Origin of the sequence: Polaribacter sp. SA4-10, from assembly GCF_002163835.1 — a bacterium.
Classification (GTDB): domain Bacteria; phylum Bacteroidota; class Bacteroidia; order Flavobacteriales; family Flavobacteriaceae; genus Polaribacter.
The window spans coordinates 909,525-930,216 of the sequence record NZ_CP019331.1 but is presented as its reverse complement, the minus strand read 5'-3'; the positions used below and the strand labels follow the sequence as shown (position 1 = coordinate 930,216).

The 20,692-nt window shown below is 29.6% G+C and carries 17 protein-coding genes; 10 read left to right on the top strand and 7 right to left on the bottom strand.

What is annotated here, in order from left to right; genetic code table 11:
* Positions 1-198 precede the first annotated feature (198 nt).
* The 3 genes from BTO04_RS04270 to prfB all read right to left on the bottom strand — a co-directional run bounded on the left by BTO04_RS04270 (position 199) and on the right by prfB (position 4,296).
* Positions 199-2,658: an outer membrane beta-barrel family protein gene (locus BTO04_RS04270; RefSeq protein ID WP_087563318.1), complete on the bottom strand. Its 2,460-nt coding sequence runs from the start codon at positions 2,656-2,658 to the stop codon at positions 199-201.
* Between the two features lie 83 nt (positions 2,659-2,741).
* Positions 2,742-3,083 (bottom strand): arsenate reductase (glutaredoxin), encoded by a 342-nt coding sequence (arsC, locus tag BTO04_RS04265; protein WP_087563317.1) that lies wholly within the window; start codon positions 3,081-3,083, stop codon positions 2,742-2,744.
* A 115-nt stretch (positions 3,084-3,198) separates the two neighbouring features.
* Positions 3,199-4,296, bottom strand: coding sequence for a peptide chain release factor 2 (gene prfB / locus BTO04_RS04260; protein WP_087563316.1), 1,098 nt, complete (start codon positions 4,294-4,296; stop codon positions 3,199-3,201).
* 87 nt (positions 4,297-4,383) lie between these two features.
* Between prfB and BTO04_RS04255 the strand changes: the two genes are divergently transcribed.
* Together BTO04_RS04255 and BTO04_RS04250 are read left to right on the top strand one after the other, a co-directional pair.
* The gene (locus BTO04_RS04255) at positions 4,384-6,804 is read left to right on the top strand and encodes a zinc-dependent metalloprotease (protein ID WP_087563315.1); all 2,421 of its coding nucleotides are present in this window, start codon (positions 4,384-4,386) and stop codon (positions 6,802-6,804) included.
* A gap of 47 nt (positions 6,805-6,851) precedes the next feature.
* Positions 6,852-7,871, top strand: a complete 1,020-nt coding sequence (locus BTO04_RS04250) for a low specificity L-threonine aldolase (protein ID WP_087563314.1) — start codon at positions 6,852-6,854, stop codon at positions 7,869-7,871.
* On the opposite strand, the gene BTO04_RS04245 is transcribed toward BTO04_RS04250, so the two are convergent.
* From BTO04_RS04245 to BTO04_RS04235, 3 genes are read right to left on the bottom strand one after another with little or no spacing between them, the layout of a single operon-like run.
* Positions 7,868-8,359: a hypothetical protein gene (locus BTO04_RS04245; RefSeq protein WP_087563313.1), complete on the bottom strand. Its 492-nt coding sequence runs from the start codon at positions 8,357-8,359 to the stop codon at positions 7,868-7,870. The genes BTO04_RS04250 and BTO04_RS04245 overlap by 4 nt on opposite strands.
* A gap of 8 nt (positions 8,360-8,367) precedes the next feature.
* Complete coding sequence (locus tag BTO04_RS04240) at positions 8,368-8,982, bottom strand: hypothetical protein (RefSeq protein WP_087563312.1); 615 nt, start codon at positions 8,980-8,982, stop codon at positions 8,368-8,370.
* A 2-nt stretch (positions 8,983-8,984) separates the two neighbouring features.
* Complete coding sequence (locus BTO04_RS04235) at positions 8,985-9,479, bottom strand: RNA polymerase sigma factor (RefSeq protein ID WP_087563311.1); 495 nt, start codon at positions 9,477-9,479, stop codon at positions 8,985-8,987.
* Positions 9,480-9,602: 123 nt separating this feature from the next.
* Here BTO04_RS04235 and BTO04_RS04230 point away from each other — a divergent pair, with 123 nt between their 5' ends.
* The 6 genes from BTO04_RS04230 to BTO04_RS04205 all read left to right on the top strand — a co-directional run bounded on the left by BTO04_RS04230 (position 9,603) and on the right by BTO04_RS04205 (position 14,871).
* Complete coding sequence (locus BTO04_RS04230; protein ID WP_198342111.1) at positions 9,603-10,496, top strand: MerR family transcriptional regulator; 894 nt, start codon at positions 9,603-9,605, stop codon at positions 10,494-10,496.
* Positions 10,497-10,558: 62 nt separating this feature from the next.
* Complete coding sequence (locus BTO04_RS04225) at positions 10,559-12,022, top strand: NAD(P)/FAD-dependent oxidoreductase (RefSeq protein WP_087563309.1); 1,464 nt, start codon at positions 10,559-10,561, stop codon at positions 12,020-12,022.
* Between the two features lie 4 nt (positions 12,023-12,026).
* Positions 12,027-12,872, top strand: coding sequence for a phytoene/squalene synthase family protein (locus BTO04_RS04220; protein WP_087563308.1), 846 nt, complete (start codon positions 12,027-12,029; stop codon positions 12,870-12,872).
* Positions 12,872-13,315: a sterol desaturase family protein gene (locus BTO04_RS04215; RefSeq protein WP_198342110.1), complete on the top strand. Its 444-nt coding sequence runs from the start codon at positions 12,872-12,874 to the stop codon at positions 13,313-13,315. The genes BTO04_RS04220 and BTO04_RS04215 overlap by 1 nt, the downstream gene beginning before the upstream one ends.
* Positions 13,315-13,989, top strand: a complete 675-nt coding sequence (locus tag BTO04_RS04210) for a lycopene cyclase domain-containing protein (RefSeq protein ID WP_087563306.1) — start codon at positions 13,315-13,317, stop codon at positions 13,987-13,989. Before BTO04_RS04215 ends, BTO04_RS04210 begins: the two co-directional genes overlap by 1 nt.
* A gap of 87 nt (positions 13,990-14,076) precedes the next feature.
* A complete protein-coding gene (locus BTO04_RS04205) occupies positions 14,077-14,871 on the top strand; it encodes a DUF3050 domain-containing protein (RefSeq protein WP_087563305.1) in 795 nt (264 codons plus the stop codon).
* Positions 14,872-16,267: 1,396 nt separating this feature from the next.
* Here the strand turns inward: BTO04_RS04205 and BTO04_RS04200 are convergent.
* Entirely contained in the window at positions 16,268-17,239 is a 972-nt protein-coding gene (locus BTO04_RS04200) for an IS110 family transposase (protein ID WP_087565331.1), read from the bottom strand.
* A 353-nt stretch (positions 17,240-17,592) separates the two neighbouring features.
* Between BTO04_RS04200 and BTO04_RS04195 the strand changes: the two genes are divergently transcribed.
* Positions 17,593-18,105 carry a hypothetical protein gene (locus BTO04_RS04195; protein WP_087563304.1) on the top strand — a complete coding sequence of 171 codons (513 nt, stop codon included), beginning with the start codon at positions 17,593-17,595 and terminating at the stop codon, positions 18,103-18,105.
* Between the two features lie 855 nt (positions 18,106-18,960).
* Positions 18,961-20,682 (top strand): hypothetical protein, encoded by a 1,722-nt coding sequence (locus BTO04_RS04190; protein ID WP_087563303.1) that lies wholly within the window; start codon positions 18,961-18,963, stop codon positions 20,680-20,682.
* Positions 20,683-20,692 lie beyond the last annotated feature (10 nt).

Below are 20,692 nucleotides of genomic sequence, written 5' to 3'. Positions count from 1 at the left end.
AGTTTTTTTATTGATTTTAGTGTGTGGGTCTAGTATTGATACTTAAACCTTTTTGTAGCTTATTTAATATTCTTAATCAAGAGTGTACGAAGTAATCTATTGATTAAGAATAAATTGTAGTATCACATAAAAAAGAGGTGATTTGTAATGATGGCAATTAAAAAATAGTACATCAAGCCTTTTCAAATGCCAAAAATATTAACCTTCAAATTCTTCTCCACCACCATTTTGTCTTCCGCCTTTTTGTCGTTGATTTTTTTGTTGATTAAATCTGTACGTAAAGTTTAAAGATACTTGACGCATTCTCCATTGAAAAGTTTGATCCGAAATATTTGTTGGCGCATCTCTATTTGGTGTATAGTTTACAGCGTTTCTTTTTCTTGAATTAAAAACATCGCTTATATTTAAAACCAACGTTCCTTTCTCTTTTAAAACATCTTTACTGAAGGCTAAGTTTGCTGAGAAAATTCCATCACTTACATTTTGTGCACTTTCGCTTGGCCCTCTATAAGACAATCTTGTTTGCCATTCTATTTTATAAGGTAAGGTTACTCTTGCGTTAAAACGTGCTCTCCAACTTGTGTTACTATTACTCAAGTCTTCTGTAATTGTATTGGTAGTATTTGATGTTGGATCTAGGAAATCGTAGGTGTAAACTCCTTCTGTTTTAGAGTTAAATAAATTAAAACTTCCGTCGAATTTTACTGTTCTAGTTGCATTATAATTGGCTGTGAACTCAAATCCATATCTATCTTCTGAGGCTAAATTGATTGGTTCTCTTATTAATACAGATTCGTCATTACCATTAATTTCTCTAATTTCTTGCCTTGTAACTCTACTAATATTATTTTTAGAATGTTGATAATAAATAGAGGAGTTTAAAGTTAATTTACCAATTCTGTTTAAGTATCCTAAATCGAAAGAATTTGTAAAAGTGGGTATTAAAGCGGGGTTTCCTTTAAAAATAATATTCTGGCTGTTTCTTGATTCAAACGGATTTAAATACCAAAACCTTGGTCTTCTTAAACGTCTACTGTACCCCAGAGTAAAGCTTTGTTTTTCTGTTGCTTCATAACCAAAATTTACTGTTGGGAATAGCTCTGTGTAACTAAAGTCGTTATTTTCATTAGTGTTTAATAACCTTACTTTTACATCTGTAGTTTCTAAACGAAGTCCTAACAGGAAAGAAAATTTATCAAACTTGTTTCCGTATTGCGAGTAAAATGCATGAATATCTTGACCAAATTCTAAGCTATTTGATGGGTCAAAATCTGGATCTGAAACAGGAGTTACTAAAAAATCTGAAGTTAAATCTTGAAAATCTCCTCGGTAACCTAATTCAAATTGAGCATTTTCACCAATTGGCAAAACATAATCTGCTTGTAATAAAGTGTTTTTAGAAGCTTCGTTTGTAATGTTAGTTTCATCTGTAAAACCTGTTTCTAAATTGATAGCTTCCTCGTTTTCTTTACTGTCACTGTATTGAAAGTCTAGATTTAGTTTATGGCCATTTTTATTAAAGTTGTTTGTGTAATTTAAAGAATATTGTACTGTTTCATCATCAGAGTCTTCATCCTGAGTTCTTAGATTGCTATCTGTTAAAAGACTATTTTTATCAAATTCTTGAATATTGTTTTCGGAGAAATTTCCACCTTTCGTATTTGTATAAAAAACGGTTCCTGTTAAAGAACTTTTTTTAGTTAGAAAATATTCTAAACCAATACTTGAGTTAAAACTATTTCTTTTTCTCTGCCATTCTCTATCTTCTATTCGAGAACTTGTAATAACGCCATTGGTAAGGTTTCTTAAATCTGTAAAAGAGTTTCCTGGTCCGTTTCTGTAGTTATATCCGAAGTTAGAGAAAAAGTTTGTCTTTAATCCTCTTTGATTTAAATTGGTGGCTAGTTGAAATTGATCTGGATTTCCAACAGTGGCATTTATAGAACCATTAAAGCCCAAAGCTTTTCCTTTTCTTAGAATAATATTTAAAATTCCTGCAGTTCCTTCTGCATCATATCTTGCAGATGGTGAGGTAATTACTTCCACTCTTTCTATAGCGTCTGCTGGTAATTGTCTTAGTGCTTCCGCACCACTTAAACCCACTAAAGCAGAAGGTTTACCATCAATTAAAATACGTACATTTTCATTACCTCTTAAGCTTACATTTCCTTCTACATCTACGCTTACAGAAGGTACATTGTCTAAAACATCTGAAGCAGTTCCTCCTTTTACAGTCATGTCTTTTCCAACATTATAAATACGTTTGTCTAAACGAATATCTACTGTAGATTTCTCTGCAACTATAACTATTTCATCTAAACTACTTGCGTCTTCTTGCAGTTTTATAAGTCCAAAATTTTTATTTACTGATAACTCTTGTATAGGGAATTTTTGAGTTTTAAAAGAAATAAACTCAACGCTAATTTCGTATTTTCCTACTGGAGTTTCTATTTTAAAAGTACCTGTTTCATTTGTAATACCTCCAGAAATTTTCTGAGTTTTCATATCTTTTAAAATAACTGTAGCGTATTCTAAAGGTTGATTTGTTTTAGAATCAACTATTTTTCCAGTAATTGTTATTGAAGACTGGTTTGGTCTTTGTGCAAATAAAATTGTGGTTACAAAAAGAGATAAAATAAGTAAAGTAATATTTTTCATTGTCTTTGAATAGGTGTTCTTTTAAGACAACAAATCTCTTTAAAAGTTTAACTAATAAACGTTAATATTTTGTTAAACAAATACTAAATAATTGTTGAGATATTTTCTAATGGACGACCAATAACAGCTTTGGTTTTATTAATAACTATTGGGCGTTCAATTAGTTTAGGGTTTTCTATCATTGCTTTAATTATTTCTTTATCTGATAGTTCTTTTCCTTTGTAGTTTTCTTTCCATATTTTTTCAGTTTTTCTAACTAATTGAATAGGAGAGATGTTTAATAAATTAATAATTTCTGTCAATTCTTTTTCTGAAGGAACGTCATCTAAATATTTTATAATTTCAAATTCTTTCCCTGAGTTTTCTAATAACTCTACTCCTTGTCTCGATTTTGAACAACGTGGATTGTGGTATATTTTTATCATTTTTTTTGAAGTTTTTAAGTTTTCTATTAGTTAGTAAATAGGTTTAGTCCTGATTGAAACCGTTCTTAACCTTTTGGTTTTATAAAAAGAAATAGTGTAAAGCAGTAATTAGCTTCTAATCATTACTTTTCTGTCCGTTTAACATTAAATATGCTTTTAAAAACGGATTTATATTTCCATCCATAACGGCATCTACATTTCCTGTTTCATGTGCAGTTCTAACGTCTTTTACTAATTTATAAGGATGCATTACGTAATTACGTATCTGACTTCCCCATTCATTTTTCATTTTATTAGCTTCAATATCATCTCTTGCAGCTTGTTGTTTTTTAAGTTCAATTTCATACAATTGAGATTTTAACATTTTCATTGCCGTTGCTCTATTATCATGCTGAGAGCGAGAATTAGAGCAAGAAATCTGAATACCTGTTGGTTTATGTGTTAGCTGAACTTTCGTTTCTACTTTATTTACATTCTGGCCTCCAGCACCACTAGATCTTGCAGTAACAATCTCAATATCTGCAGGGTTTATTTCTATTTCTATAGAATCATCTACCACAGGAAAAACATAAACAGCACCAAAAGTTGTATGACGTTTTCCATTAGAATCAAAAGGTGAAATACGTACCAATCTATGAACACCATTTTCTCCTTTTAACCAACCAAAAGCATAATCGCCTTCAATTTCTATCGTAATTGTTTTAATTCCTGCAACATCCCCCGCTTGATAGTTAAGTGTTTTTAGTTTAAAACCATGCTTTTCTGCCCACATAGAGTACATTCTAGATAGCATTTCTACCCAATCACAACTTTCTGTTCCTCCGGCTCCTGCATTAATTTGTATGGTTGCAGATAAAGAATCTCCTTCTTCAGACAACATATTTTTAAACTCAATGTCTTCTAAAAAAGTACTTGTTTTTTCAAACTGCTCAACAACTTCATTCTCTTCAACCTCGCCTTCTTTATAGAATTCATAAAGTACATTTAGATCTTCATTTAAAGAGATGGATTTTTGATAATCTTCTACCCATTTTTTCTTGAAACGAAGCTCTTTCATGAAAATTTCTGCTTCTTTTGGATTGTTCCAAAAATCTGGATTTACAGTTTTTTCCTCTTCATTGGCAATTTCAATGCGTTTTTTATCAATCTCTAAATAAGATTTCAATTTCTCAATTCTTGTCGCTATATCTTTAAGTTGTTCTTGTGTAATCATAGGCTTTACAAAAATAAATGAAATTTTAGGATTTCTTCTTTTAAAAGCTGATAGTTATTTTATAGATTTATAGAAAATATTTTTAAAATGAAGAAACTACTACTTATTCTATTTTTGAGTTCTATTTCAGCGAATGGTTTTTCTCAGTTTTTTACAGAAAAATCAGGAAATAAACTCCAAAAGGGAATTACAAAACAGGAAGGTTATTTTACATTTTATTATGATGAAAATAAAGATAAGATCTTTCTTCAGATTGATGAGTTAGATTCAGAATTTCTATATGTGCATTCACTTTCTGAAGGAATTGGTTCAAATGACATTGGTTTAGATAGAGGTCAATTAGGAGATGGAGTAGTTGTATATTTCAAGAAAGCTGGAAATAAAATTATGTTGATTCAGCCAAATCAAGATTATAGAGCAATAACAAATAATAAAGAAGAAAAAAAATCTGTAAAAGAAGCTTTTGCAAAATCAGTTTTACATGGTTTTGTTATTAAAGAACAGAAAAAGGGTGTCTTTTTAGTTGATGCAACTGATTTTTTTATGAGAGATGCGCATGGTGTTTCTAGAAGTTTAGCAAGAAACAATCAAGGAAGTTATAGTTTAGACAAAAGTAAAAGTGCTTTCAATTTAGAAAGAACAAGAGCATTTCCTAAAAATATTGAGTTTGATGTACTATTAACTTTTAAAGGTTCTCCAAAAGGATCTAATATTAGAAGTGTTACACCAGATGCGAGTTTAGTTTCTGTGAATCAACATCATTCTTTTGTAGAGTTACCAGATAATAAGTACAAAACTAGAAAATTTGATCCTCGTTCAGGAGGCTACCCAATGTCTTATTTAGACTATGCAACACCTGTTAATCAATCTATAACAAAACGTTTTATTTACAGACATCGTTTAGAAAAGAAAAATCCAAATGCAGCAATTTCTGAAGCGAAAGAACCAATTATTTACTATTTAGATAGAGGAACTCCAGAACCAGTTCGTTCTGCATTATTAGAAGGCGGAAGTTGGTGGAATCAAGCTTTTGAAGCAATTGGATACAAAGATGCCTTTCAAATGAAAATGTTGCCAGAAGGTGCAGATCCTTTAGATGTTAGATATAATATGGTACAATGGGTACATAGATCTACAAGAGGCTGGAGTTATGGTGGTAGTATTTCTGACCCAAGAACGGGTGAAATTATTAAAGGGCATGTTAGTTTAGGAAGTTTAAGAATTCGTCAAGATTTTTTAATCGCACAAGCGTTACAAGCGCCTTATAAAAACAATACAGTTGATGATGATTTTGCTTTGCAAATGGCAATTGCAAGAATTAGACAACTTTCTGCACATGAAATAGGACATACTTTAGGTTTTGCGCATAATTTTGCAGCAAGTACAAATAAGAGGTCTTCTGTAATGGATTATCCACATCCAAAGATTACTTTAAAAGAGGGAGAAATTGATTTTTCTAATGCTTATGATACTAAAATAGGAGTTTGGGATAAAGTAACAGTTGCTTATTTTTATCAAGATTTTATAGAAAATGAAGATGAAAAGTTAAACGAGATTTTAGAAAATGCAACTGAAAATGGATTAAAATATTTGTCTGATTCAGATGCAAGGTCTCAAGGAAGTGCAAGTATATCTGCACATTTATGGGATAATGGTGGTACTATTTATGATGAATTATACACGATTCTTAAAATTAGAAAAACGGCTATTAATAACTTTTCTACAGACAATATTAAAACAAATGAGCCTTATTCTGTTTTAGAAGATGTTTTTGTACCACTTTATTTTTTCCATAGATTTCAAACAGAAGCTACTGTAAAATTAATTGGAGGTTTAGATTATTCTTACGCAGTAAAAGGAGGAAAAGAAACAGTTGTAAGTCGTGTTTCTGGCATAACAGAAAGAATTGCATTACAAGCTGTTTTAAAAACAATTGCAGTAGATGAAATTGCAATTCCAAAAGAAAAGTTAGAATTATTTCCTCCAAGAGCAATGGGATTTGGCAGAAGTAGAGAATCTTTTAAAAGTAAGTTAGGAGTGGAGTTTGATGCTTTTTCAGCAGTAGAAACTGCATCTGAAATGACATTAGAATTATTATTGCATCCAGAAAGAACTTCAAGATTAGTAGCTCATAAAAGTTTAGAAAAAAGACAATTAGGTTTAGATGAGTTAATAGATGAATTGATTGCTAAAACGATTAAGAAAACGCATGAAGATACTTATTATCAAGAATTACAAAATGTTATAAATACAAAGGTTTTAGAGCAATTATTTTATTTGGCAGCTAATAAAAACCAATACAAACAAGTAAATGCAATTGTGTTTTTTAAGTTAGATCAAATAAAAACATTCATAAAAGACAAAAAAACGGAAGGAATTCAGAAAATGTATGATGCAAACATGATTAAAATGATAAATGGTTTTGTTAAAAATCCAACTTCATTTAAGAAAGTTAGTGCGCCAAAAATTCCAGACGGATCGCCAATTGGCACTGATTACAGATATTAATTAATAAAATATAAGGTGGCGAAAAATCGTTACCCACAAACATAGCTATGATAATAGACCTAATTTCAGATACAGTAACCAGACCAACCAAAGGTATGATGGATGCAATGATGAATGCAAAAGTTGGTGATGATGTTTTTAAAATGGACCCAACAGTTAACGAATTGCAAGAAAAAGCAGCCAGGTTATTTGGAATGGAAGATGCCTTGTTTTTTCCTTCTGGAACCATGGCGAATCAAACGGCGATAAAACTACATACACAACCTGGTGATAAGTTATTTTGTGATAAATGGGCGCACGTTTACAATTATGAAGGTGGAGGAGCCGCTTTTAATTCTGGTGTTACTTGTAGCTTAATTGATGGAAATAGAGGAATGTTTACTGCAGAACAATTAAAAAAATCTGTTGCAGGAAGATCAGACATTCATGTTCCTTATTCTCGTTTAGTTTGTATGGAAAATACAACAAATAAAGGAGGAGGAGCTTGTTGGGATTTTACGGAATTAGAAAAGATTAAAGAAGTTTGTAAAGAGAATCATTTAGCATATCATTTAGACGGGGCAAGATTATTTAATGCATTGGTTGCTAAAAATGAAACAGCTAAACAATACGGACAATTATTTGATACAATTTCAATTTGTTTATCAAAAGGTTTAGGAGCGCCAATTGGCTCAATTTTATTAGGTTCTAAAGAACATATTGCAAAAGCGTTAAGAATTAGAAAATTGTTAGGCGGAGCAATGAGACAAGTTGGTTTTTTAGCAGCGGCAGGAATTTATGCTTTAGAAAATCAAGTTGAAAGATTGGCAGAAGATCACCAAAAAGCACAGTTAATTGGTGCCGTTTTATCTTCTTGTAATTATGTTACTAAAGTTGAAGAAATAGAAACTAATATTATTATCTTTTATGTTGATGAAAAAGTTGGAGACATGAATTTTATCAATAAAATGAAAGCAAAAAATATTTTATTAACACCAATGGGAGATGGGAAAATAAGAATTGTAACGCATCATGATTTCACAGATGTTATGTTAGAAAAACTATTATTAGAATTAAAAAATTTCTAGAAGTAAAAACGTACTATTGGTGAAATTGGAGATCCATACACACTTTTATTTTCATCATATAAAACATCATATCTTAACCCAAATGAAAACCTTCCTTTATTGTAGGCAGCTCCTAAATACAATGCAGGAAAATTAGTATTTATAGCACTAGAATTTGAAGCATCTTTTTGTTTTGCGAAAGAATGTTCAAATTCACCAGAAAGTTGTACTCCAATTACAGGAACTTGATATAGAGAAATAATACTTCCTCCGTATAAACTTGTAGATATTGTACCAAACTCGCTATAAATATAATTTAAACCAGCTCCTAAAGAAAAACCGTTATTAAAATCATAAACTGCACTTGGTGAAATACCTATGGTTGTTCTTGTTCCAAAACCAAGAGAAAATCCTCCTCCATAACGTACATTTTTCCAGAAATCAGTTTTTTGTTGAGCGCATGTTAACAATGATACACTTAAAAATAAAAGAAGAAGAATTTTTTTCATAAGGACCCTTAGTTTTTGCTGTCTAATTTAGCTAATTCTTTATAATTTCTGTTTAATTTTTTTAATAAAATTCCATATAGTAATTGATAAAACAACCATAAAAGACCTAAAATTAGTGCTGTTACAATAATTGTTAAAAGAATAATAAGTAGAATTTGTTTTGTATTTAAATCATCAAATTTTAAATTTATTGAAGCAATAGTAACCGTAAACATGATTAGTACCATATAACCTAGATTAAATAATACATAGTTTCTTACCGTTTTTCTAGTTTTAATAATTTTAGTCATTAATTTTCTTGTAGAATCCACTGCAGATATTCTTTTGTAATTCATATAAAACATCCACAAAAAGTAAAAAAGAATTATATATGCTATAATTTGAGAGTAGAAAATAAAACTTTCTAAGCCCATTTTTTCATATTCAGCATAAGCTTCATCCATATCTATTAAGAAATAGAGCGAGTTTAAAACTACAAACTCTAAGAGACCAATAATAAATATCCATTTTACAATTGATGACGATTTAGATTGTGCCATTTTATAGATTTCAACTGCAGAAAGCTTGTTCGCTTCTTCAGGTTGATTCTCCCAAGCTTTTTTATATTTATCTAATAAATCCATTTTTATGGGGTTAAAAATTTTTTTAATTTTTCTTTTGCTCTGGTCATTTTTACTCTTGCATTTACACTAGATATACCAAGTGTTTCAGAAATTTCCTTATAAGGTTTGTTTTCTAAGTATAATAAAATGAGCGCTTTATCAATATCGTTTAATTTATGAATTGCTTTATACAATGCTGCTAATTGTCTTTCTTCTGTATCATCATAATCAGTAGACTTTATTTTGTAAACTACGTCATTTATATCTTGTGTCTTTATAGTTCTTGTAGATTTTCTATATAATGAAATCGCTGTGTTTAAAGCAACTCTATACATCCAAGTACTAAATTTAGAATCCCCTCTAAATTTGGAATAATTTTTCCAAACTTGTATGGTGATTTCCTGGAACAAATCATTATGTGCATCTTGATTTGTAGTGTAAATCCTACAAATTTTATGAGCTATATTCTGATTTTTCTCAAAGTCCGATAAAAATTTAGCTTCTAAATCTTTTTGCACTTTTTCGTTTTAGTTAGTTTTCTTTATGAGTAGCTCAAAAGTATAAAATGTTACAATTCTTTTTAAAATATATTTTTATTTAAAAAAAAACATTTAGATTTGTTGAATAATAAATCAAATACATTGAACAATATTAAGCAAGATTTCACAATCAAAGACCTTGAAAATATTTCTGGCATAAAAGCACATACAATTCGTATTTGGGAGAAACGATATAATTTGTTAATTCCAAAAAGAACTGAAACTAATATTAGATTTTACACCCCGGAAGACTTAACTAAACTTTTAAATATTGTTTTATTAAACAATAATAATTTTAAGGTTTCTAAGATTGCAAAGATGTCTGATGAAGCTATTACGCTTCAGTCAAGAGAGTTGGCTTTTAAAACAGCAGTTAATGATGAGGCTATAAACGCTTTTAAGTTGTCTATGTTTCAATTTGATAAAGTGCTATTTAATAATTCTTACAACACATTATTACACAAAAAAACATTTCGAGAAATCTTTAAAGATGTTTTTATCCCTTTTTTAGAGAATATTGGTTTATTGTGGCATACTGAGACTTTACTCCCCGCACACGAACATTTCATTTCGAATCTAATTGCCCAAAAAATTCAATCGAATACAGAAAAACTGCAATACAATATTAATAATACAAATAAAACGTATGTATTGTTTTTACCTGAAAATGAAATACATGAATTAGGGCTTTTGTACTTGAATTATGAATTAGTTCTTAGAGGATTTCACACAGTTTATCTTGGGCAAAGTTTACCTTTAAATAATTTAAATTATTTTTTAGAGAGCGACAGAGAAATATGTTTTATAACATCTTTAACGATACAACCTTACGACGATAAAATTGAAAATTATTTCCAAGAGATTAATGAAATTATGAGTATTTCTAAAAATCAATTTATTGCAACAGGAAGAAAAGTTAATAAAGTTAAACATCTTAAATTAAATTCGAACATTCAATTTTATGATTCTATTCCAGACTTGTTAAAAGTATTATAATTAAATTCTTTCTTCTGTTATTTTGTTTGGTTATTTACTATCTTTGTTAAACAAAATAAAAAATGAATAAAAAGGTACATATTATTGGTTCTGGGTTTTCTGCATTATCAGCTTCTTGTTATTTAGCAAAAGAGGGGTTTGAAGTTATTGTTTTAGAGAAAAATAATACTTTAGGAGGTAGAGCAAGGCAGTATAAAAAAGAGGGTTTTACTTTTGACATTGGTCCTTCTTGGTATTGGATGCCAGATGTATTTGAACGTTTTTTTGCCGATTTTGGTAAAAAACCTTCAGATTATTATACATTGGATAAATTAAATCCTGGTTATGAAGTTTATTTTGGAGAAAATGATTCCGTTAAAATTTCTAGTGAATTAAAAGAGATTTACGATTTATTCGAAGAAACAGAAAAAGGAAGCGCAAAACACTTGAAGACTTTTTTAGATTCTGCAAAATCTAATTACGATACCGCTATTAAAGACTTAGTGTATAAACCGGGAGTTTCGCCCTTAGAATTAGTTAATACAACTACTATAGCAAGAGTTTCTCAGTTTTTTTCAACAATAAGAAAGCAAGTTAGAAAAAATATTAAGAGCAATAAATTAATCAAAATATTAGAATTTCCTGTTTTGTTTTTAGGAGCTAAACCCAACAATACTCCCGCATTTTATAATTTTATGAATTATGCAGATTTTGGTTTAGGAACTTGGCACCCAAGAGGGGGAATGTACACCGTTATTGAAGGAATGGTTTCTTTAGCAAAAAGTTTAGGAGTAACCTTTAAAACGAATGCTAATGTTGAAAAAATTATTACAGATACCGCTAATAATTTAACTGCTTTATTGGTAAATGGAGAAGAAATTAAAACAAACCTTGTTTTAAGTGGCGCAGATTATCATCATACAGAAACCTTGTTAGATAAAAATTTACGTCAGTATTCAGAAAAATATTGGGATAAAAAGACCTTTGCTCCTTCATCATTACTATTTTATGTTGGTTTTGATAAAAAAGTAAAAAATGTAAGCCATCATACCTTGTTTTTTGATACAGATTTTGATGCGCATGCAAAAGAAATTTATGACAATCCACAATGGCCAACAGACCCTTTGTTTTATGCAAACTTTACATCAATAACAGATAAAACTTCTGCTCCTGAAGGAAAGGAAGCTGGATTTTTCTTAATACCTTTAGCTCCAGGAATTGAAGATACAGAAGCCTTAAGAGAAGAGTATTTTCATAAAATTATAGATCGATTTGAGAAATTAACAAATCAAGAAGTAAAAAAACACGTTTTATTTAAGAAGTCTTTTTGTGTAAAGGATTTTAAAGAAGAATACAACTCATACAAAGGAAATGCTTACGGAATGGCAAATACGCTTTTACAAACAGCATTTTTAAGACCAAAAATAAAAAGTAGTAAAGCAAATAATTTGTATTTTACAGGGCAATTAACAGTTCCGGGACCTGGAGTTCCACCAGCATTAATTTCTGGAAAAATAGCATCAGAATTAATCATTAATAATCAATAATAAAATGAAAGAGTTATTTGATAGCGTTTCTAATGATTGTAGTAAACTAGTTACAAAAAGTTATAGTACCTCTTTTTCTTTAGCGGTAAAGATGTTGTCTCCCGTTATTAGAGCAGACATTTATAATATTTATGGTTTTGTTCGTTTTGCAGACGAGATTGTAGATACTTTTCATGAGTACGACAAAGAAAAATTAATGGCGCATTTTGAAAGAGATTATTATCTTTCAAAAGAGTTGGGTATTAGTTTAAATCCCATTTTAAATTCATTTCAGCAAACAGTAAGTAAGTATAATATTCCTGATGAAATGGTGCAAGCTTTTTTAAAAAGTATGAAAGCTGATTTATTTAAAACTGAATATGAAACCAAAGAAGAATATGACGAATATATTTATGGTTCTGCAGATGTTGTAGGGTTAATGTGTTTAAAAGTATTTGTGAATGGAAATGACGAAATGTATGATGAATTAAAAGATGCCGCAATGCGTTTAGGATCTGCTTTTCAAAAAGTGAATTTTTTACGTGATTTAAAAGATGATTATGAGGTTTTAAATCGTTCTTATTTTCCGAATATAAATTTAGGGGAATTAAATGCAGCTTCAAAACAACTTATTATTGATGAGATTGAGGCCGATTTCGATTTTGCTTATAAAAACGGAATTCTTAAACTGCCTGTTGAAGCAAAATTTGGAGTGTATATGGCGTATAGATACTACAGACGTTTATTAAAAAAATTAAAAGCCGTACCATCAGAAAGAATTATGGATACTCGTATTCGTATTTCAGACCCAATGAAAATAAATTTATTGGCAAGAAGCTACGTGAAATATAAATTAAATATTATAAAATAATGTTCGGACTAATTACTTTTGCTGTTTTTTTATTAATGGAAGGCATCACTTGGTGTACACATAAATTTGTAATGCATGGTTTTGGATGGTATTTGCATGAAGATCATCATCAACCAAAATACCAAGGTTTTGAGAAAAATGATGCTTTTTTTGTTGTTTTTGCCATTCCAAGTATTGCTCTATTCTATTACGGAACCTATACAGAGCACACCTATTTATTTTTTATAGGATTGGGTATTTTATGTTACGGATTGGCCTATTTTTTAGTGCATGACGTATTAATTCATCAACGTTTTAAATGGTTTAAAAACACCAATAACTTTTATTTAAAAGGATTAAGAAAGGCGCATAAAATTCATCATAAAAATATGAGGAAAGAAGATAGCCAATGTTTTGGAATGTTGTTTGTACCTTTTAAATACTTTAAAAAACCAAAAATTTAGTGTTTTTATACCTTCTTTTAAATTTAGGATCTTTTAGTATTCCATTTTTATATTCTTTCGAGAAAAAAATGAAATTCATAAAACATTGGAAAGCCGTGTTTCTTTCATTAACAATGGTTGCCACTGTTTTTTTAATTTGGGATGCTATTTTTACAGCAAATGGCGTTTGGGGTTTTAATGCGGATTATCATATGAATTTGTTGCTTTTTGGAATGCCAATAGAGGAGTGGATGTTCTTTTTTTGTATTCCGTATGCAAGCATATTTATACATTATTCTTTAGCCTATTTTAAACCAAACTTACTTTTATCAAATAAAGCAACACGTTTTATAACCTTGTTTTTTATCTTGATTTTAGTGCCAGTAATTATTCTAAATACAGATAAAGCATACACATTTGTAAATTACAGTTTTGTGGTTTTTGTTTTGTTGATGGGTTTCTTTTACGGAATAAAATACCTACAAAGATTCTATATTTCTTTTCTAATAATTTTAGTTCCGTTTTTTATTGTAAACGGAATTCTTACAGGAACAGGACTTGAAGAACCTGTTGTTTGGTATAACAATGCAGAAAATTTAGGAATCCGTTTAGCAACCATACCTATAGAAGATATTGGGTATGCTTTTACGATGATTTTTGGGAATGTTTTTTTGATTGAAAAATTTAAAAAATAGTTTATAATAAAAAATAATACCACCTAACTAGGTTTATAAAACATCAAATAAACCTATTAATTTTATACAAGTTTAATAAAAAAATAAATGAATAGAATATCCCACATTGAAAACGAAATAGCTGAATTAAGAAGTCAATTGCAGCGTCATAAGATTTATGGAAACTTTCAGCACATCAATGATATTAAAACCTTTATGGAAAATCATGTTTTTGCCGTTTGGGATTTTATGTCTCTTTTAAAAAATCTTCAAATAAACCTTACAACTGTTAAGACACCATGGACTCCTTCTAAGAATCCAACATTATCAAGGTTTATTAATGAAATTGTTCATGGCGAGGAAAGTGATATTAATGAATTAGGAGCCCCTAAAAGTCACTTTGAAATGTATTTAGAAGCAATGTTACAAGTAGGCGCAAATACAGATAAAATAAATTTTTTCATAAAACTGATTGAATCTGGACAATCCGTTAAACACGCATTAAAAGAAATAAATATTGATACTAGAGTAGCAGATTTTGTTAATTTTACATTTTCAGTGTTAGAAACCAACAAGCCACACCTTACTGCTGCTGCTTTTACTTTTGGAAGGGAAGATGTTATACCAGATATGTTTATTGAAATTCTGAATAAATTTGACACTAATAACGAAACTTATAACAAGCTAAAATACTACCTTGAAAGGCATATAGAACTTGATGGAGATGAACACGGCCCTCTTTCTCTTAAAATGGTGTCAGAGCTTTGTGGTACTGATGACCAGAAGTGGACAGAAACGTTAATGGTTGCAAAACAATCCTTAGAGAAAAGAATTGCACTTTGGGATGCCATTGATGATTTAATAAAAAAAGAAAAGCTAGCATACAAAACTGTAGGTATCTAATATTATAGATTACTTACTGTACCTAAATTGCTGCTTTTAAATTTAGGACCTTTTAGTATTCCATTTTTATATTCATTCGAGAAAAAAATGAGATTCATAAAGTAGTGGAAAGCCGTTTTTCTTTCATTAACAATAGTTTACACCTTTTTTTTTAATTTGGGATGCTATTTTTACAGCAAATTACGTTTGGGTTTTTAATGCGGATTATCATTTAAATTTGGTACCTTTTAGAATACCAATTTAGTAGTATATGTTCTTTTTTTTGCACGCTGTATGCAAGCATATTTATACATTATTCTTTAGCCTATTTTAAATAAAACTTACTTTTATCAAATAAAGCAACACGTTTCATAACCTTGTTTTTTATCTTGATTTTATTACCAATAATTATTCTAAATACTAGAAAAGCACACACATTTGTAAATTATGCTTTTCTAGTTTTTGTTTTGTTGATGGGTTTCTTCTACGGAATAAAATACCTACAAACATGCTATATACCTATTAAAGAAGCTAAAAAAAAGAAATACACCCATCTTTAGATGTAACAACCTATTAATGACAGATTTTTTTTTAAATGACATCACTAAAAAAACGGGTATTTATACGGTATATTTAGATACTTAAAGAGAGTAACTTCGCTCATTGTATTTTTAAGTATAAACAGCTCCATTTAGAACTCGAGCATATAGTACTGTAAAAAAAAACAGGAGTATTTTCGGAAATCTAAAGGTATAATTACGGTTTACCGCAAAGCTTATATTTACTTGAATAAAACAAATTGTTATAAAGCGTCAGTATATTCTACCATGCAGGTAAAATATAGGGTCATAAAATGTATAAATGAAAAAAAAAACAACTTTATCAATTCTAGGTATAATTTTATTGCTAATAGTTTCAATTAAACTCAATATTAATAATTCCAATAATAACATAATTAAAAGAAATAACTCAATTGTATATTTGTATAAGACAGGTACAAACACAGATTTAACTATTTTTATTTTCATGATTGTCTTATTTATTTACATTTTCATAAAGCTTATCAAAAAGTAAAACTTAACTCTATATGATTCTAGAAAATTCATTCGAATAAATAACTTGATAAAAAATCAAGTAAATAATTAGTAAAACAAACCTGAACAAATCAACAAATGTGTTTAGGAATTTGAGCAAGTTTGCTGAATTGAAAGACTCTGAAATATACTCGAACTCTAAAAATATAAATTGCGTAATGAAAAATCTTAATGAAGCATACAACCGAAATTAAAGAACTAAAAGCCAACAAAGAACTGAGCTAAAAAACAACGCTGTTCTTCATTAATTTTGTACACTATTATTCTAGGCTTAATTTTATAATTAAGCTTTTTTTGTTCATTTTTTTTTTAGATTTTATTTACTATTTAGCCACAAATACCGACACAAAAGTTGGATCATACCGATGCCCTGATTTTGCGATAGCAAAAGCCTGTTTTAATAGTTTATTAGAAACTGCTATCAGTGCTAGTTTTTTGGGCTGTCCTTTGTTTACAATTCGCTCGTAAATTTCTCTACACCCCTTGTTTTGCTTGCATGCTGTAAAAGAACACGGAAACAAAAGGTTTCGCAACTTTCTATTGCCAACCTTACTTATTCGGCTTCTACCTCTTACACTGCTACCAGATTCCCGTATTGTAGGCGTGATGCCTACATAACTATACAACTGTTTTGCATTCTCAAACTTATCAAAACCATCTGTTATTACAATCATAAATAAGGCGGTTTTAAGTCCTATTCCTGGAATGCTTGGCAACAATGTTAATTGTACTTGCTGTTCTTGTTTCACTAAAGATAGCAGCTTCTTTTCTATTCCTAAAATCTCTTTGTCTAAATACTTTTTAATTCGGACTAATGACCGGTAAACATATTTAGAAGGGATTCCTAAAACATCTTCTCCATGGATTTTATTCTTAGTGGCAGTTCGTTTCTTGATACAACTATCCATCAATCGAAACAATTGTAAGTATTCACTTTGAACATCTGTAAGTGCTTTATACAAAGGCACTTCATTAATTTTACCATATTCACAAATTGCTTTTGCATCACTTTTATCTGTTTTTACTTTTGCTAATTTCATCTGGATAAAACGCTTTACTGATAAAAGGTTTACTACCGAAACTAAAACACCTTGTTTAAATAAAAACTGAGCTAACCGATAATGATAGTAACCTGTTGCCTCCATTAAAACTAATGATTCTTTAGGAAGGCTTTTTAGAAAGGATTTAAAACCCGATAGATTATTTTTAAATTGATCATGGCCGCTTTTACTTCCATGAATATCAAATACATCTTTGCTAATGTCAACTCCAAAAATTTCCTTATATTTATTCATAAGAACTGATTTATGAAAGAATAACCTACTTTTACTCACAACAACTTGAAAACGAGATCTAGGTCTCACAGAACTGAACGTGATTTTTTAGTAGAAAAGAGAGCGGATTATCAATGTTGTCGAAGTCTAGGCTTCACCGTATATATTAACCTTAATGCGCTCTTTTATTCTTTCAGGTTATTTGCTTAAATTTATAAAATGTAAACTTAAGCCGTGTAAAAAAAAATGCTCGTAAAAGCCAGTTTACGAAAGTCCTCGCAGACTTTATCTAGTTTTTATTTGCTAAATTCGCTGCTTAAACACGCCACTATCCATACAGTAATATGTTAGCAAAAATTTAAAAACCAATAGATATGAACAAAATAATACTTACATCAATTAGCATAATTTTCGCTTGTAATTTAGTCTTCGGACAAACGAACAAAGAAAAATACGCAGAAGACGTAAAATCTGTAGATGCAATCATAAAAGCATATTATGATGTTGCTTCTGGTTCGAGTAGTGATCCTTGGGAATTTGAAAGAGATACATATATGCATTCTAAAAATGCACATATAATCTTCATACACGAAAATGGGAAAGCTGAATTTGTTGCATTGGAAGTATTACAAAACGAATTAAGGCTGTCCGAGAGAAAAGATTTCTATGAAAAAGAACTAAAAAGAAAGGTTAGTCAATTTGGAAATATCGTTCAAGTTTGGAGCGCATATGAAATAAGATACGAACCTGAAACTACTACAGGTGTTAGAGGACTGGTTAGTATTCAACTTCATTATGAAAATGGCAGATGGTGGATAGATGGTTGGACTAACGAAATGGAATCTGATAAAAATTCGTTAGTATCCGATTTTTTGAAGAAACAATAAATTAACCTTAATGCGCTCTTTTATTCTTTCTGATTATTTATCAAAAGTATTAAAAGACAAACTTAAGCCGTATAAAATTAAGCGCTTCCATGGTCTTTTTTAAAGGTTAATATTTATCTATTAAATTCATTTCTTATTCGTTGGTAAGTCTCTATTTACACGCACCTAATCTTATACAACACGTTATGCCATATAAAATAAGACAACTGAAAAAAGAGATGACCTTTTAAAATATTAAAACTGAGACCTAAGTAAAATTAAAATGAGACGAATAATTAAGTTCGTTTTGGTTTCTATCCGTTTTTTTTATAATCACTATTCTTAGCGTACATTTAATCTCATTGAACCTCACAAGACTTCTTCTTTAAATATTGTTATTACCTTTTTTTGGTTAACTGAAAACAGTGAGAAAACTAACGGTTTTCAGTGAGGAAAAAATTTCACCGTTTTCAGGGATTGACATGTTGTTGTTTTTGCTTTATGTTTGTAAAATGATTACAATGTTGGTCATAGAGCTATGAATGACTTAAAAGAAATCATTAAAATAACAACTTACTAAATGCTTTAAAAAATGATAAATATTATACTATTTATAGTTATGTTAATTTTAAAATGAAAGAATTATAGTTAAATCAGATGAAAAAAAGTACAGGCAAAAGAGAGCTGCAAAAAATGCAATTAATTTATACAATGAAGTAAGATTACATTTATCTTTAGACTATAAAATACCAAATAGGGTATATAAATTATCAGCTTAATTCAATTTTAACCTGTAGCCATATTTCAGGACAAGACATATTTTGCCAGTTTACTGGCTGAATTGAAAACTCAAAAATTATAGCTTAATTTATAAATATGAAAAAGAAGCAAAAAAGTAAAAATTTTCTAATATTCAGGCTTTTTCTCTTTGGAGTAACATTATTCTTATGGAATTGTACTTTAGAAGATAATGCTATTAAACCAGAAAGTATTGATTTCAATAATGTAAAAACAGTTTCCTTTAAAGATGCAATTGCACTCTTTAACTCTAAAAAAGAAAAAATTAAACTAGAAAGGGTTTATGCAAAAGGAACTAAAGATGAACTTGAAGTTACTCCAGATTGGAATACTTTGGAGTATAATGAGATTGCATATACTAATGCTCAACTTACAACTGCAAACTCTGAAATAAACAGAAATGGTCAATATAATAGTCAAATTTATTTTATTAGTGTTAACAATCATATACGAAACGTAGTTTTTACTATATGGAAAGATGATGTTGATAAAGATGGTAGTATTATAAATGGTCGTATCTATTTTAATGATTTAAAAGGTAAATTTATTGACGGATATCGTATTGAAAAAGGTGTTTTCACTAAACGTTTTGTTGTAAAAACACAAACTCAACAAGCTAGTTTCTTACCACTTTTATTTTTTCAAAGTTTAACAACAGAAGGAGATTGTTGGAACTCAGATACTCTAGGTGATTTTGATGAAGGTGTTTTAGATGAAGTAACTATTACAGCTTCAGGTGTTGGAAATAGTGATGGTAGCAGTACTGGGTCAGGCTATAGTAATAGTTATAATTGGTATTACACCTCTGGACCAGGAAGTACAGGATATGGTAATTATGTAAATGGAGCTACATCAAATGGTATTCCTACTGGTGGCAGTGGTGGAACTAGTTTATCTTCTGGTCAAGTAACCTCTGCTGCTGCTGCAATTTTAATGGCTAGTCCTGTTGACCCTGATGAAGAAGGAAAATGCCCTGAGGGTTATAAGAAAAACCCTACTACTGGAAAATGCGACTCTATTTGTTCTGGTGGGAAAATTTATGATACAGCCACTAAAGAATGTAATTGCCCTGAAGGAAAAAAAGAAGATGAAAATGGAAATTGTGTTGATGATTGCGATACTTCTAAAGAAGATTTAAAGAAAGTATTTCCAAATATGCCTGATAGTAAAGCTGAAACTCTTGCTAAAATTATAAATGATAAAGGTAGAGACTTTGGCATAGATAGTGATGAAGATTTATGGCATTTTCTAGCACAAGCAGGCCACGAAACAGGAGGTTTTAATAAATTAAGCGTTACTGAAAGTACTTATTGGACTACTGCAAGTAAACTAGCTATAACTTATTCCAAATTTACTATGGATTCTTTAAAAGCTAAATCTGATAAAAATCTTTATTATGCACCTGATTATTTAAAAAATTCATCTGGAGTTGCTAATATTGCAATGTGCTGTAAATTTGGAAATGGAAATGTAGCTAGTGGTGATGGTTATAAATATAGAGGTAGAGGAATATTTCAGTTAACATGGAAAGATAATTATAAAGCATTTAAAACTTGGTATAATAATAAATATGACCCAGATATTGATCCCGTTTCAAATCCTAATATTATAGCATCCAATGATACTTTAGCAGTTTTAAGTGGTCTCTGGTACTATAAAAAAAGAGTTGTTGATAAAATTATAATAAGTAGTTTAACCTCTGTTAGTAAAGTAACAAAACCAATAAACCCTAAATTGAAAGGATTAAAAGATAGAAAAAAGAAATTTCAAAAAGCAAAGGATTCAATTAATTGTAAATAAAATTAGAAAT

Coding starts and splice junctions, on each gene's coding strand:
- BTO04_RS04250 (WP_087563314.1), top strand. CDS start 6,852: ATGATAATAGACCTAATTTCAGATACAGTAACCAGACCAACCAAAGGT.
- BTO04_RS04190 (WP_087563303.1), top strand. CDS start 18,961: ATGAAAAAGAAGCAAAAAAGTAAAAATTTTCTAATATTCAGGCTTTTT.
- BTO04_RS04220 (WP_087563308.1), top strand. CDS start 12,027: ATGAAAGAGTTATTTGATAGCGTTTCTAATGATTGTAGTAAACTAGTT.
- BTO04_RS04195 (WP_087563304.1), top strand. CDS start 17,593: ATGAACAAAATAATACTTACATCAATTAGCATAATTTTCGCTTGTAAT.
- BTO04_RS04245 (WP_087563313.1), bottom strand. CDS start 8,359: ATGAAAAAAATTCTTCTTCTTTTATTTTTAAGTGTATCATTGTTAACA.
- BTO04_RS04255 (WP_087563315.1), top strand. CDS start 4,384: ATGAAGAAACTACTACTTATTCTATTTTTGAGTTCTATTTCAGCGAAT.
- BTO04_RS04270 (WP_087563318.1), bottom strand. CDS start 2,658: ATGAAAAATATTACTTTACTTATTTTATCTCTTTTTGTAACCACAATT.
- BTO04_RS04240 (WP_087563312.1), bottom strand. CDS start 8,982: ATGGATTTATTAGATAAATATAAAAAAGCTTGGGAGAATCAACCTGAA.
- prfB (WP_087563316.1), bottom strand. CDS start 4,296: ATGATTACACAAGAACAACTTAAAGATATAGCGACAAGAATTGAGAAA.
- BTO04_RS04205 (WP_087563305.1), top strand. CDS start 14,077: ATGAATAGAATATCCCACATTGAAAACGAAATAGCTGAATTAAGAAGT.
- BTO04_RS04200 (WP_087565331.1), bottom strand. CDS start 17,239: ATGAATAAATATAAGGAAATTTTTGGAGTTGACATTAGCAAAGATGTA.
- arsC (WP_087563317.1), bottom strand. CDS start 3,083: ATGATAAAAATATACCACAATCCACGTTGTTCAAAATCGAGACAAGGA.
- BTO04_RS04215 (WP_198342110.1), top strand. CDS start 12,872: ATGTTCGGACTAATTACTTTTGCTGTTTTTTTATTAATGGAAGGCATC.
- BTO04_RS04225 (WP_087563309.1), top strand. CDS start 10,559: ATGAATAAAAAGGTACATATTATTGGTTCTGGGTTTTCTGCATTATCA.